Origin of the sequence: Micromonospora aurantiaca ATCC 27029, assembly GCF_000145235.1 — a bacterium.
GTDB classification, from domain to species: Bacteria; Actinomycetota; Actinomycetes; order Mycobacteriales; family Micromonosporaceae; genus Micromonospora; species Micromonospora aurantiaca.
The window spans coordinates 556636-570350 of record NC_014391.1 but is presented as its reverse complement, the minus strand read 5'-3'; the positions used below and the strand labels follow the sequence as shown (position 1 = coordinate 570350).

12 protein-coding genes are annotated in these 13715 nt (G+C 74.4%); 9 read left to right on the top strand and 3 right to left on the bottom strand.

Annotated elements, in window-relative coordinates; genetic code table 11:
• Positions 1 to 42: 42 nt before the first annotated feature.
• Entirely contained in the window at positions 43 to 4008 is a 3966-nt protein-coding gene (locus MICAU_RS02810; RefSeq protein ID WP_013283767.1) for a type VII secretion protein EccC, read from the bottom strand.
• 169 nt (positions 4009 to 4177) lie between these two features.
• Between MICAU_RS02810 and eccD the strand changes: the two genes are divergently transcribed.
• Positions 4178 to 5575 (top strand): type VII secretion integral membrane protein EccD, encoded by a 1398-nt coding sequence (gene eccD / locus MICAU_RS02805; protein WP_013283766.1) that lies wholly within the window; start codon positions 4178 to 4180, stop codon positions 5573 to 5575.
• Here the strand turns inward: eccD and MICAU_RS02800 are convergent.
• A complete protein-coding gene (locus MICAU_RS02800) occupies positions 5559 to 6731 on the bottom strand; it encodes a type VII secretion protein EccE (protein WP_013283765.1) in 1173 nt (390 codons plus the stop codon). The genes eccD and MICAU_RS02800 overlap by 17 nt on opposite strands.
• A gap of 162 nt (positions 6732 to 6893) precedes the next feature.
• Between MICAU_RS02800 and eccB the strand changes: the two genes are divergently transcribed.
• The 8 genes from eccB to MICAU_RS02760 all read left to right on the top strand — a co-directional run bounded on the left by eccB (position 6894) and on the right by MICAU_RS02760 (position 13345).
• Positions 6894 to 8363 carry a type VII secretion protein EccB gene (eccB, locus tag MICAU_RS02795; protein WP_013283764.1) on the top strand — a complete coding sequence of 490 codons (1470 nt, stop codon included), beginning with the start codon at positions 6894 to 6896 and terminating at the stop codon, positions 8361 to 8363.
• A gap of 116 nt (positions 8364 to 8479) precedes the next feature.
• Complete coding sequence (locus tag MICAU_RS02790; protein WP_013283763.1) at positions 8480 to 8851, top strand: DUF2563 family protein; 372 nt, start codon at positions 8480 to 8482, stop codon at positions 8849 to 8851.
• Positions 8844 to 10130, top strand: coding sequence for a WXG100 family type VII secretion target (locus MICAU_RS02785; protein ID WP_013283762.1), 1287 nt, complete (start codon positions 8844 to 8846; stop codon positions 10128 to 10130). Before MICAU_RS02790 ends, MICAU_RS02785 begins: the two co-directional genes overlap by 8 nt.
• Before the next feature lie 159 nt (positions 10131 to 10289).
• Positions 10290 to 10697, top strand: a complete 408-nt coding sequence (locus tag MICAU_RS02780) for a hypothetical protein (RefSeq protein ID WP_013283761.1) — start codon at positions 10290 to 10292, stop codon at positions 10695 to 10697.
• 158 nt (positions 10698 to 10855) lie between these two features.
• Positions 10856 to 11689, top strand: coding sequence for a hypothetical protein (locus MICAU_RS02775; protein ID WP_013283760.1), 834 nt, complete (start codon positions 10856 to 10858; stop codon positions 11687 to 11689).
• Between the two features lie 119 nt (positions 11690 to 11808).
• Positions 11809 to 12144 (top strand): YkvA family protein, encoded by a 336-nt coding sequence (locus tag MICAU_RS02770; RefSeq protein ID WP_013283759.1) that lies wholly within the window; start codon positions 11809 to 11811, stop codon positions 12142 to 12144.
• 29 nt (positions 12145 to 12173) lie between these two features.
• Positions 12174 to 12587: a pyridoxamine 5'-phosphate oxidase family protein gene (locus MICAU_RS02765; protein ID WP_013283758.1), complete on the top strand. Its 414-nt coding sequence runs from the start codon at positions 12174 to 12176 to the stop codon at positions 12585 to 12587.
• A 146-nt stretch (positions 12588 to 12733) separates the two neighbouring features.
• A complete protein-coding gene (locus MICAU_RS02760) occupies positions 12734 to 13345 on the top strand; it encodes a C39 family peptidase (RefSeq protein ID WP_013283757.1) in 612 nt (203 codons plus the stop codon).
• 99 nt (positions 13346 to 13444) lie between these two features.
• Here MICAU_RS02760 and MICAU_RS02755 read toward each other — a convergent pair whose 3' ends face one another.
• Entirely contained in the window at positions 13445 to 13627 is a 183-nt protein-coding gene (locus MICAU_RS02755; protein ID WP_013283756.1) for an antitoxin, read from the bottom strand.
• Positions 13628 to 13715: the final 88 nt, after the last annotated feature.

Below are 13715 nucleotides of genomic sequence, written 5' to 3'. Positions count from 1 at the left end.
CGGGCCGACGCTACCGGACCGGGCCGCCCGGCGTCCGTCCCGTCAGGCCGGCTCCGTCCACGCGGTCTGGATCAGCTGCTGGCCGTCGCGGCGACGGACGAGCGTGCCCCGGCCCGGCGGCTGCGGCGTCGGCCGCAGGTTGCCGAAGACCGCACCCTCCTCCCGGCTGCCGGACATCAGCAGGCCGGGCGAGTCCAGCTCGCGCAGCCGTTGCAGCACCGGCTCGTACAGCGCACGGGCCACACCGCCGACCCGGCGCGTGATGATCAGGTGCAGGCCGATGTCCCGCGCCTGCGGCAGCAGCTCGTGCAGCGCGCTCAGCGGGTTGCTGCCACCGGAGGCGACCAGGTCGTAGTCGTCCACCAGGATGTACAGGTCCGGACCCTTCCACCAGCTCCGGTCACGCAGCTGGGCGGTGGTAACGTCCGGGCCGGGCAGCCGGTTCTGCAACGCGCTGCGGATCGAGCCGAGTCCCTGGCTGAACACCTGGTTCGACGGCGCGTAGTCGAGCAGGTGGTCACCCTCGACCGCGCCCAGCAGACCACGCCGGTAGTCGGCGATGACCAGCCGCGCCTGGGCCGGGGTGTACCGCTCGGCGATCCCCCGGGCGATCAGCCGCAGCAGGTTCGTCTTGCCGCACTCGGCGTCGCCGAACACGGTCAGGTGCGGCTCGCCCGCCAGGTCCAGGTAGACCGGGGCGAGCGCCGACTCGTTGACGCCGATCGGAATGCCCGGGGCGGACCGGTCGACCACCTTCGCCAGCTCGGTGACCGCCAGCTTGCGCGGCAGCAGCCGGACCTTCGGCGCCGGCTGTCCCGGCCAGTTCGCCGCGACGTGACCGGCGAGCGCCACCGACGCCTCGGTCAGGTCCTCGATGTCGCGCTTGCCGTCGATCCGGGAGATCGCGGTCAGGAAGTGCAGCTTGTCCCGGGTCAGACCGCGACCGGGCGCGCCCACCGGCACGTTCTGCGCGGCCCGCCTGTCGATCTCCGACTCCGACGGGTCACCGAGCCGCAGCTCCAGCTTGGTGCCGAGCAGGTCCCGCATGTTGATCCGGATCTCCGCCCAGCGCACCGCCGTGATCACCACGTGGACGCCGAAGCCGAGGCCCCGGTTCGCCAGGTTGGTGATCGTCTGCTCCAGCTCCTCGTACTCCTGGCGCAGCGTGTTCCAGCCGTCCACGACGAGGAAGACGTCACCGAACGGGTCGTCGGCGAACTCACCGGCCGCCCGGCGGCGCCGGTAGCTCGCCACCGAGTCGATGCCGTGCTGGGTGAACCGGTTCTCCCGCTCGTCGATCACGGCGACCACCTCGGCCACCGTCCGCCGGACCGCCTCGACGTCCCGCCGGCCCGCCACACCCGAGGTGTGTGGCAGCCCGTCCAGGCTGCGCAACGCGCCACCGCCGAAGTCGAGGCAGAAGAACTGCACCTCGCGCGGCGTGTGGGTGAGCGCCAGCGAGGCCAGCATCGAGCGCAGCATGGTGCTCTTGCCGCTCAGCGACGCCCCGACGATCACCACGTTGCCGCCGGCCCCGGCCAGGTCGACCATCATCGGGTCGCGGCGCTGCTCGTACGGGCGGTCCACGATGCCGACCGGCACGGCGAGCCGGCCGCGGCCCGGCCAGTCGGCGGTGGTCAGGCCGTACGTCGGGTGCACGCTCAGCTTGGGCAGCAGCTCGGCCAGCCCGGACGGCTCGGCCAGCGGCGGCAGCCACACCTGGTGCGCCGGCTTGCCGCGGCCCTTGAGCTGGTCGATCAGCACGTCCAGCATCGCCACGGCCTTGCCGTCGCCGCTCTGCTCCGGCTCCGGGGCGGCCTCCGCCGGGCTCGGCGCCGCCGGCACCGGCACGTAGTCGATGCCGTACGGGACGATCCGGCGTTGCACCTGCGCCCGGGTGGAGCGCTGCACCTGCCCCGGCGCCCGGTACGGGCCGGACACGTACGCGGCGCGGAACCGCAGCATGGTCGCGGTGTCGGTCTTCAGGTAGCCGTGACCGGGCGCGCTGGGCAGCTCGTACGCGTCCGGCACGCCGAGCACGATCCGGCTCTCCACAGCCGAGAACGTGCGCAGACCGATCCGGTACGACAGGTGCGTGTCCAGGCCGCGCAGCTTGCCCTCCTCCAGCCGCTGCGAGGCGAGCAGCAGGTGCACGCCGAGCGACCGGCCGAGGCGGCCGATCATCACGAACAGGTCGATGAAGTCCGGCTTGGCGGCGAGCAGCTCGGAGAACTCGTCACAGATGATCAGCAGGCTGGGCATCGGCTCCAGCGGCTCACCGGCGGCCCGCGCCTTCTCGTAGTCGTACCGCGAGACGTAGTTGCCCGCCGCCCGCAGCACCTCCTGCCGGCGGTTCATCTCACCGGCCAGCGCGTCCCGCATGCGGTCGACCAGCGGCAGCTCGTCGGAGAGGTTGGTGATCACCGCGCTGGTGTGCGGCAACGCGTCCAGCGACGCGAAGGTGGCGCCGCCCTTGAAGTCGACGAGAACGAAGTTCAGTTCCTCCGACGAGTGCGTCACCGCGAGCGCCGCGACCACCGTCCGCAGCAGCTCGCTCTTGCCGGAACCGGTCGCGCCGATGACCAGGCCGTGCGGGCCCATGCCCTCGTGCGCGGACTCCTTGAAGTCCAGCTCCACCACGTTGCCGTCCGGTCCCAGGCCGAGCGGGATGCGCAGCCGGTCGCGGTGGCTGCGCGGACGCCAGGTCTGCCGGGTGTCCACCGTGGCCGCGTCGCCGACACCGAGCAGGTCGGGCAGCTCCATGCTGCGGGCCAGCGGCTCCTCGGTGCTCGCGCCCTGCTGCTGGGAGAGCCGGAACGGGGCGATCTGCCGGGCCAGCCCCTCGGCCGCGCTCAGGGAGAGCCGGTCCGGGCGGCCGAGCCGCGACGTGGCGGTGCCGCGGACCAGGTCGAGGCCGGTGCCGTCCCCGGCGTCCAGGCAGAGCAGCCAGCGCCCGGCGTCACGCGGGACCGCGCCGGACAGGTCGAACACGGTCGTGCCGAGCAGGCCCGGCCCGGTCAGCGCGCAGGTCGCCGAGACCTCGCCGCCGTCGAGCACCACCACCACGTGCGGCGCGGTGGTCAGCGGCTTCGCCTCGGGCGAGAACCGGGGCCGCCCGCCCAGGTCCTGGGCCAGCGCGGTCTCCGCCTCGTCCAGCGCGGCGAACACCATCCGGCGCGCGCCGGCCGCGTCCGTACGCCCCGGGTGCTGGGCGTGCGGCAGCCACTTCACCCAGTCCCAGGCCGCCTGCCGGTCCGGCGCGGCGACCACGACCACCAGGAGGTCCTCCGGGGCGTGGAACGTGACGAGCTGGCCCAGCGCGGCCCGGGTCAGGTCGAGCACCGGCTCCCGGTCGCCGCGCAGCGCGATCCGGCTGAACGCGCGCAGCGACAGCGCGGTCGGCAGGTCCGGCACGCTGGAGTGGGCCCGGACGAACCGGCGCAGCGCGATCGCGCTCATCGGTTCCAGGTCCTCCACCGGCTTGGTCTCCGGCGGCACGATCTCCACCGCCAGCCGCTGCGGGCCGAGCGCGATCCGTACCTCGCCGAAGTCGTCCTCGGTGATCCGCCGCTCCCAGAGCCGGCGCGAGGCGGCGATCGACCAGAGCGCGTCCGGCTCCGGGTGCCGCCAGGTCATCGCGGCGCGCTGCTGCTCGGCCGCCCGCCGGGTGCGCTTGCGCATCTGCGCGAGGTAGCGCATGTAGTCGCGCCGCTGGGCGTTCAGCTCGGCCTTGTCGTTGCCGCCGTTGCCGAGCGTGCCGATCGCCATGCCCAACATGGACACACCGAACAGGCCACCGGCGACGTACGTCATCATGCCGCCGCCCCGGCCGGCGTAGAGGAACGCCATCGCGCCGACGCCGCAGAGCATCGGCAGGATCATCAGCACCTGACCCATGCCCTTGGCCTGCGGCTCCGGCAGCTCGGGCGGGGACTCCAGCAGCACCTCGCCGCGCGGCAGCGCGGGCCCCGGTTGACGCGGAAGTCGGCGGAACACCACCGTACTCACGGCTCTCCCCTCCCCAGAAGCGGCCCTGATCGTGGTCTGCCACCGCCGGTGAGCGTCGGGTGGGCAACCTGTGCGACCGCCATCGTAGGTAATCTCCCGGTGGCGTCGTGGACCCGTGGGGGCGGCGCCGACGGCCCAGCGGATCGTATGCGAGCACGAGGAGGCCACTGTGGCGACGAAGACGGCGACCGGTGGGCTGAGCCGGATCACCATCGTGGCGCCGCGTACCAGGATGGATCTGGCGCTGCCGTCCGACGTGCCGCTCGCCGACCTGCTGCCCACGCTGCTGCGGTACGCGGGCGAGGACCTGGCCGACGAGGGCGTGCGGCACGGCGGCTGGGCCCTGTCCCGGCTCGGCGGTCAGCCGTTCGACGGCGGCCGGACCGCCGCGCAGCTCGGCGTCCGCGACGGCGAGGTGCTCTACTTCAACCCGCGTGCCGCGACCGCCCCCGAGATCGTCTTCGACGACGTGGTGGACGCGGTCGCCACCTCCACCACCCAGCGGGCGGGCGCCTGGCAGGTCGGCACCACACGGGTGTTCGCGGTCCTGCTGGCCGCCTCGGCGCTCGCCGCGGGCGCGGTGGCGACGCTGCTCACCGGCCCACCGCAGCTACCCGGCGCGGCCGCCGCGTTCGTGGTCGCGGTGGCGCTGCTGGTCGGCGCCGCGGTGCTGTCCCGCGCCGCCGGCGACAGCCGCACCGGCGCGGTGCTGGCCCTGGTCGGGATCGGGTACGCGGGCGCCGGCGGCCTGCTGGTGCTCGCCGGTGAGCGGACGCTCGGCGAGCTGGCCGGTCCGCACGTCCTGCTCGCCGGCACCGCTGTGGTGGTCTTCGGCGCGATCGCCGCGCTCGCCGTCGGCGACCGCCTGCCGCTCTTCCTCGGCGCGGTGGGCGTGGGCGCGGCGGTCGGCCTCGGCGCGGTGCTCAGCCTGGCCTTCGACATCGGCGCGGCGGCGGCTGCGGCGGTGGTGTCGACAGTCGCGTTCGGCGCGCTGCCCGCCCTGCCGATGCTCGCCTACCGCCTGGCCCGGCTGCCGGTGCCGTCCATCCCCACCGGCCCGGACGACCTCAAGACCGACACCGAGTCGGTGGACGGGCCGTCGGTGCTGCGCAACAGCGAGCGCGCCGACGCGTTCCTCACCGGTCTGCTCTGGACCGTCTCGCTGCTGGTGCTCGGCGGCGAGGTGGTGCTGGCCGAGAACGGCCGGCTCCCGGCGGTCCTGCTCTGCCTGGTGCTGGCGCTGCTGTCGCTGCTGCGGGCGCGCCCGTTCCTCAGCCGCGCCCAACGCACGCCGGTGCTGCTGTCCGGCACCGTCGGCCTGGGGCTGGTCGCCGCCGCCACGTTCGCCGCCGGCTCGCTGGCGGTACGCCTCGGGCTGATCCTGGGCGGCCTGGCCGTGCTGGCCGTGATCAGCCTGGTCTACGGCCTGACCGTGGCCGGCAAGCGGATCTCCCCGGTCTGGGGCCGGACCCTGGACATCGTCGAGATCCTGCTCATCATCGCGCTGGTGCCGCTGGCCGTCTGGGTCTGCGGCGCGTACGGCTGGATCGTCAACCTTCGACCGTGACGGTCCCCATCGCGGTGCCGACCGGCGCGGTGGCGTAGACGCCGGGGCCGTGCTGGCCGTCCAGCGGGCGGGCCGGCACGCCCGCGCGCCGCGCCATCTCGCGGACCGCCTTCACCAGCGCCTCGGCGTGCCCGTCCATGGCTGCCACCCGCAGCAGCGGCGGCACCCGCCGGCCGCCCGGGAGCACCACGGCGGCGACCGTGTGCGAGGGCGCGGAGGTGGCGGTGACCGCGTCGACCAGCGCGCCGAGTGAGCCGTTGGGGCGTACCCGCAGGGCCAGGCAGCGCTGCGTCCAGCCGCCCCCGCGCAGGCTGGTCCACGTCTCCACCGGGGACTCCGGTGCCAGGTCGAGCCCGGCCCCGGACACCACCGCCGCGTGCAGCTCGTTCCGGTCGAGCACCCGGTGACCGAGGCCGGCGGCGTTGAGCGCCTTGCCGAGCCGGCCCACCCCGGCCGCCACCGTGCGGTGCACGCCGCGCAGGCCGCCGCCCCGGCTCACCGCCTCGGCCCGCGCGTCGGACACCGACAGGCGCAGCGCCACCCACACGGTCCGGTACGCGGACGGCGGCGCGCCGGGCGCCGGGTACCAGACCAGGGTGTGCGAGACGACCTGGGTCTGGGTGACCGGGCCGGAGAAGTCGGCGAGCACCGCGAGCACGCGGTCCACCACCGCCGCCTCGATCGAGCCGGCGGGCGCGCCGGGCCGGCCGGTCAGCGCCAGCGCGGCGAACCAGCCCCGGTCGTCCTGCCCGATGCCGAGCCGGGTGCCGCGCTCGGTCAGCTCCACCACTGTCAGCTCCGGGGCGAGCGCGGCCAGTCTCGGGTCACCACCGGGCGCCGCGCCCCGGGCGCGGTCGCGGCGCCGGCGCAGCCGGCGGCGGAGCATCAGGTCCTCGTACCACCAGCGGCCGCCCCGGCGCGCGAACGCCGCGGCCACCGCCAGCAGCGCCAGGACGGCGACCACCGCGAGCAGCCACGCCGGGCCGGCGGTGGCGAACCAGACCGCGAGCGCCGCGCACTCCACCACCACGAGCTGCCCGACCACGACCGGGCCGAGGCGTCCCCGGCGGCGCTTGTCGGCCGGGGTGACCGGCCGGTCCGGCGGTACGGCGGGAGTGGTGGCGGTACGACCGGGTGGCGCCTGGAGCTGCGTCATCGGTGTGCGTCCCTTCTGGACATCCTGGGCATCCGCCGGGCGGGTGCGGTCGTTCGGTCGGCGGACGGGGTCCGGCGCACCCCCGACGGCCCCTTATCGTAGGGAAGCCCGCGGCGCTGTTCGGACCTGTCGCCGCGGACCCACCCCCGCCGGAGGTTAGTCATGCGGACCCGCCGCGATCAGGTGCAGGCGTACCGCTTCGTCACCCGCCGCATCGTCTCGGCGCTGCTCTCCGGTGATCCGGAGACAAACGACCTGCCGATGCGCCGCCTCGGCATGGCGGTGTTCGGCAGCGTCATCGCGGCCGCAGTGGTGCTCGGCGGCGTGGGCGCGTACGGCCAGCTCACCAGCAACTCCGCGCCGCTGGAGCCGAACACGCTGGTGATCGAGCGGGAGACCGGCGCGACGTACTACTTCGGCGAGGACAAGGTGCTGCGCCCGACGCTCAACTACGCCTCGGCGCGGCTGATCGTCAACGACGCCGCGGCGCAGCCGCGCACCATGTCCCAGGCGTCGATCAAGGACCGTCCACGCGGGCGGCTGGTCGGCATCGTCGGCGCCCCGGACGACCTGCCGGATCGCAAATCGCTGGTCGGGCTCCCCTGGTCGGTGTGCGACGTGCCGGACCCGAACGACCCGCAGCGCTCCACCACCCACCTGGTGATCGACCGCGCGCTGCCCGGCGGCACGGCGCTCACCGACCGGGCCGTGGTGGTGCGGACCGGCGACGCGCGTTACCTGCTCACCGGTGGTTCCCGGCTGCGGGTGGCCGGTGACGAGCAGGCGCTGGTGGCGTTGAAGATGGCCGGCGCGACGAACCTGACCGTCGGGCAGCAACTGCTGAACGCGGTGCCGGCCGGGCCGGTGCTGCGCAAGCCGGCGATCGCCGGGGACGGCGGCGCGAGCGGGCTCACAGTGGCCGACCGGCCGGCCCGGATCGGCCAGGTCTACCAGGCCGCCGGCCAGTACTACGTGCTCACCCGGCAGGGCCTGGCGACAGTCCGCGAGGTCACCGCGCTGCTGCTGCTCGGCGGGGGTGGCGAGGTGACGCAGATCACTCCGGATGAGGCGGGCCGGCTCCTCACCGACCAGCGGCTGGACGCGGACGGCCTGCCGGCCCGGCTGCCGACGCTGCACGAGGTCCGTCCGGGACGGACGGTGCTCTGCGCCACCTACCGGCCCGGCCCGGCCGGTCAGCCGCCGACCACCACGCTGGAGGTCTTCGACTCCCCGCCGGCCGAGCTGACCTCGGCGACCGCGATGCCCGCGCGGCAGGGCGCCCGGGACGCGGTACGCACCGCCGAGAGCGTGCTGCTGCCCGGCGGCAAGGGCGTGCTGGTGCAGGCCACGGCCGGGGAGAGCGGCAAGGCGGCGGCCGGTTCGACTGTCTACCTGATCACCGCGCAGGGCATCCGCTATCCGCTCGGCACCGCCGGGGGCGACGCGAAGAGCGCGCTCGGGTACGGCGACGTGACGCCGCTCGCCGTACCCGCCTCGCTGCTGGCGCTGGTGCCGACCGGACCGACGCTGTCCCGCGAGGATGCGATGACCTACTTCGATGCGTCGACGCCTCCGGGGGCCACCGCGACACCGTCGGCCGGTGGCGCGGAGGCGCAGGTCCAGGGCGGTTGACAGGCCCTGCGGCGATCCGAAGTGGAGGATCTCCGTCACGGGTCGCCCGGGTTGGCTCGCTTCGACTAACCTGAGTACGGCGAACGGTTATCGACGATGACTACGGGGATGCAGCCATGACGGGGCGCACGACAGTAGACGTACTGTCCTTGGAGGACTTTCACCAGCGGCTCGAGCGGCGTCTGCACGAGGCGGAGTCGGTGTTGCGCAAGCTCAACACCCAGATGCAGTGCCGCCCGCCGGCCCTCGGCACGTTCACCGACGCGACCGACAACGCACGTCGCTACTCCGAGACCCACCAGAGCTACGTCAACCACGTCGACCGGCTGCGCCGGGCGATCCTGGCCGCCCGCGAGGCGACCCACAAGATCATGACGAACTACAAGACCGCCGAGGCCCGCAACGCCGCCGCCGCGGCCGACATCGCCGCCGCCCTCTCCGGGCTGAACGAGGCGATGAAGCAGCCGAAGGAGGACCCGCGTGTCTGAGTACACCCGGCGCTACGAGCACGTCAGTCACGAGGAGCTCTACCAGGGCGTCAATGCCGGCGACCCGAAGCAGATCGAGGCGCTCAGCGCCCAGTGGACCTCCCTCAAGGGCACGCTCGACGATCTCGGCCGCGACCTGACCGCCGACCTGGAGGCGCTGGCGAAGACCTGGACCGGCGACGCCGCGCGGGAGTTCCACCGCCGGCTGGACATGGTCGTCCGCTACTCCGGCAACCTCGCCGAGGGCATGACGGGTATCCGACAGGGCCTCGACATGATGTCCAGCGAGCTGCGGGCCGCGCAGTCCAAGGCGGAGAGCCCGGAGAAGACCGACGACAACGACAAGCTGCTCTCCGGCGCCGGCAAGGGCTTCCTGATCGGCGGCGCACCCGGCGCGGTGATCGGCGGGATCGTCGGCCACCAGCAGGACAAGGCCGAGCAGGAGAAGGCGCACCAGCGGATGGTGCAGGTCGTGGCCAAGCTCGCCGAGGGCTACGACTTCTCGGCGTACGGCCGGATCGTCGTACCGGACCCGCCGGAGACCGAGCTGCCCGGCCACACCGGCAACGGTGACCCGACCCTGCAGAACGGGCCGTCGGTGAAGACGCCGTCGTCCGGCCCGAGCCTGGGCAGCTTCGGCCCGGGCGCCAACGCCACCGCCACCACGTCGGGCGTGCACCACACGGCCCCGACCGGCGGCACGCCGGGCGAGGGCACACCGGGTGCGGGCACTCCGGGCGGCCAGCCGGGCGCGGGCGCTCCGGGTTCGGTGCCGACCGGCGGCACCGTCGACCCGACTGGCACCTCGCTGGCCGGCGCCGCGCCGCTGACCAGCACCGCGGGCGGTCCGACGATCGGCGGCGGCCCGGGCTTCGGTCCCGGCGGCGCCGGACCGACGACGATGAGCGCCGGCGGACCGGGTGGCGGGCTCTACGGCGCCCCCGGTGTGCTGAGCACCGGCTCGCTCGCGGGCACCGGCGCCAACTCGGCGTCCTCGGCCCGCTTCGGCGGCATGTCCGGCGCGGAGAACCGCTCGGCGGCCGGCACGGGCCGGCTCACCTCCGGCCGTGGCCTCGTGGTCGACGCCGGGAGCAAGTCCGCCGAGCGCACCGGCGGCGCCACCGGGCGGCCCGCGATGGCCGGCCGCAGCGGCGTGCTGGGTGGGCGCGGCGGCCACGGCGACGACGAGTCCGACGGCCGGCTGACCTGGCTCACCGAGGACGAGATGGTCTGGGGCGACGGAGACGCCGCTCCGCCGCCGGTGCTCGGCGGCAACTGACCCGGCATCCACTGGACGGCGCGGCACCTCGGCAGGGGCGCCGCGCCGTCGCACGTCCGGCCCGCGTGGGTCTCCGTCCACACCGACCCGTGGGGTGGCTCACGTAAACCGCAAGATCCTTGAGCTGCGGGATCGTCCGTCGACCGATAGGTTGAATAGGTGCTGCCCGTAGCGTTCGCCCCGTCCACCTGGACAGCGACGCTGCGCCGGATCGCCCGCACGGCTGTGGCCGGCCTGGTGCTGATCGCCGGCCTCCAGGGCATCACCGCCGCACCCGCCCACGCCGCCGCGGCCTCGCACGCCACAGTCGCCTCGCACGCCGTCGCCTCGCACGTCGCGGCGATCGAGCACGTCGCGACGCGGCAGGCGGTCACGGCCGGCGCCGCGGAACTCACGGCGGCCGACGCCACGACCGCCGCCCTGCGGACCACCGGCCCCGGCACCCGCCCGGCCGGCACCGAAGGCCTTTCCGCCGACTCCGCCGGGCGCGTTCCCGGCGTCGAGGTCGTCGCCGCCGCCGACCCAGGCCGGGCGCACATCGCCCGTCGCGGTCCGCCGCGCGCCTGACCGGGCAACCCTTCCGGTACGCCCCGGCGCGGTCCCACGGGCCGCACGCCTCGCGCCCTGCCGCGCGTCCCGTCGCGTCCGAGTCACGACGCGCACCCGCCCGGATGTCCGGGCCACAACCGTCGATCGTCCTACGTTCCACCCACGAGGTGCTGGTAATGCAGACCGTCTTCTCCTCCGTCCTGCCCGACATGCCCGCGGCCGCCGTGATCTGGCTGGTCCTGCTCGCCGTGGCCGCGACAGTGGTCGCCGCGCTGATCGTCCGCCCGTCCCGGTTCCGTTCGGAACTGGTCGACCGGATCAGTGACGCCGCCCGCCCGAGCAGCATCGAACGCGCCGAGCGCGCCCGCGTACGGGACCAGGAGCGGATCCGCTACGCCGACGAGGTGGCAGTGGCCGCCTCCCGTGCGACGGCGACCGCCGAGCGGAGCCGCGCCGAGTGGCTGACCGCCCAGGAGGAGGCCGAGGCTGCCTGGCAGGCGTACCAGGCGGCCGAGGAGGACGTCCGGCGCCTGACCGCCGCCGCGGCGCTGCCGCTGCCCCGGACCGCCCGGACCCCGGCCGAGTACGCGGACCGGGAGCGCTGGCTGCACCGGGCCGCGATGGACGCCCAGTGGCGCGACGAGATCACGGTGCGGCAGCTCAGCGACATCCTCGGCGGCAACGGCTGGGATCCGAGCCGGCACCCGGTGGAGCAGGAACTGCTGCTGCGCCGGCTCGTCCGGGACAACATGGCGGCACGGCACCGGGCCGCCGCGCAGCGGGAGCAGGCCGCCTGGCAGACCGCCGAGCTGGCCGCGGCGGCGGCGCAGAGCCTGCGCGACGAGGCGTTCGCGGCGCTGCACCCGGTCGCCGAGCCGCAGACGGAACTCTCCATCGTCGGGTTCGCCGGGCCCGAGGCCACCCGGGAACTGCCGACCGGAACGGCGAGCCCCGAGGTCACCCGCGAGCTGCCGCCCGTGGCTCGCGGCCGGGCGGCCGTCGCGGCCTGAAAACCCGTCACCGGCAGCGGCCCGACAGGCCGTCGCCCGGTGCGGGCGCCGAAGGCGAGCACCCCCGCGGCGGGGACGACCGCCGCGCGTGGCGGGCTCGGCTCGGCTAGCGTGGTGGCGTGTCCCGTGAAGCCTGGGTGCTGGTCGTCCTCGCCGCCGTCCTCGCGGCGGCCATGCTGGCCGGGGCGGTGCTGCTCGCCATCCGGGTGGTCCGCACCCGCCGCATGCTCGGCGCGCTCGGCGCCGGCGGCAAGGTCGCGTTCTACGGCGCGCTGATCTACACGATCCTGCCGGTGGACCTGCTTCCCGACCCGATCTACCTGGACGACATGGGCGTGCTGGCCGGCGCACTGTTCTACCTGGGCCGGCTGGTCGCCAAGCACCGCGCCGAGCAGCGGGCCGCCGGGGAGTCCCCGGTGGCGACGTTGCCGCCCGGCGCGGCGCCCCGCCGCTGAGACGTCACCGCACGGAACGAGGAGACGACATGGCGGCACGGCATCGGTTGGATCCGAGCGACGAACGGGTGGCCCGCTTCTTCGCGGATCGGCACCTCGCCACGCTCACCACACCGCGTGCCGACGGCACCCCGCACGTCGTACCCGTGGGGGTGACCTTCGACCCCGCGGCCGGGCTGGCCCGGGTGATCACCTCAGCCGGGTCGGCCAAGGCCCGGCACGTCGCGGCGGGCGGGCCGGACGGCGTCCCGGTCGCGGTGTGCCAGGTCGACGGCCGCTGGTGGCTGACCGTGGAGGGCCGGGCGGTGCTGCGCCGCGACCCGGAGTCGGTGGCCGAGGCCGAGCGCCGGTACGCCGAGCGCTATCGCACGCCGCGTCCGAATCCGGAGCGGGTGGTCATCGAGATCGCGGTGACGGGGCTGCTGGGAAGCCTGCCCGACTGAGGCGTCTGTCCGGTTCCGCGGTGGCCCCGGTCACGCCCGGAAATGGGCTGCCGAGGCAGAGCGGTTGAACTCTCCGTACGCCGAGCGCCACTCCTGGTGCCGCGTCTCCCGCACGGAGCCGTCGACCCCCGAATGGAGCCTCGACCATGAACCCGATCATCCGTAAGTGTGTGCTGTCCGTCGCCGGTCTGGCCGCGGCCGGCGGTGCAGTCGCCGGTCCGGCCGCCGCCGCCCACGCCGCCCCGGTCAAGGGCAAGGGTGACCGCGCCGCCGACTACGAGTACCAGGCGCAGCCGAACTTCTTCTACTGCGGTCCCGCCTCGACCCGGATCGCGCTGTCGGCCGAGGGCAAGGACGTGAGCCAGGACGAGCTGGCCGCCAAGCTCGGTACCACCGAGAACGGCACCGACTCGGCCATCGACATCACCCGGGTCCTGAACGAGTACACAGGTGGCAAGTACCGGACCACCGAGATCCGCGACGACGTGGCCACCCGGGAGCAGGTCGACCGCCTGCGCACGGACATCCGTACCGCTGTGGACGACGACCGGCCCGTGGTGGCGAACATCCTGGGCGGCGCCCGGGACGTCGACGGGGTGGAGCACAGCTACCCCGGCCACTACGTGACAGTCGTGCGGTACGAGGGCGACGGCGACCGGGTGCTGATCGCGGACCCGGCCCGGCCGGACGTGCCGACGTACTGGATGGACGTGACCGAGCTGGCCAACTGGATCGCCGGCCGCGGTTACAGCTCCTGACGGACGGGCCGGTCTCCCCTGTGGAGGCCGGCCCGACACGACGGCGGCCACGCTCCCCACCGGGGGCGTGGCCGCCGTCGTGTCCGAAGCGGGTGTACGTCAGCGACCGGTGTCGCCTTCGCCGGTGCGCTGCTGCGCCATGTCGACGCCCTTGTCGATCTGGTTGTCGTACTTGCCGCCGGTGCGCTTGTCCGCAGCGTCACCCGCCTTCTCGATGCCCTGGTCGACCTGCTTGTCGTGCTTGTCCGCGAAGTCCTTGGCCTTGTCCATGAAGTCGCTCATGTCGGATCTCCCTTCGATACGTTGAATGCCTTCCCTAAGGCCGGGGGTACAAACGCCGGGTGGGCGGTTGCGGCCCTGGTGTCGGATC

Bases quoted from the DNA above. Each gene is read 5' to 3' on its own strand.
- MICAU_RS02800 (WP_013283765.1), bottom strand. From the start codon at position 6,731: ATGACGCAGCTCCAGGCGCCACCCGGTCGTACCGCCACCACTCCCGCC.
- eccB (WP_013283764.1), top strand. From the start codon at position 6,894: ATGCGGACCCGCCGCGATCAGGTGCAGGCGTACCGCTTCGTCACCCGC.
- MICAU_RS02790 (WP_013283763.1), top strand. From the start codon at position 8,480: ATGACGGGGCGCACGACAGTAGACGTACTGTCCTTGGAGGACTTTCAC.
- MICAU_RS02775 (WP_013283760.1), top strand. From the start codon at position 10,856: ATGCAGACCGTCTTCTCCTCCGTCCTGCCCGACATGCCCGCGGCCGCC.
- MICAU_RS02765 (WP_013283758.1), top strand. From the start codon at position 12,174: ATGGCGGCACGGCATCGGTTGGATCCGAGCGACGAACGGGTGGCCCGC.
- MICAU_RS02760 (WP_013283757.1), top strand. From the start codon at position 12,734: ATGAACCCGATCATCCGTAAGTGTGTGCTGTCCGTCGCCGGTCTGGCC.
- MICAU_RS02755 (WP_013283756.1), bottom strand. From the start codon at position 13,627: ATGAGCGACTTCATGGACAAGGCCAAGGACTTCGCGGACAAGCACGAC.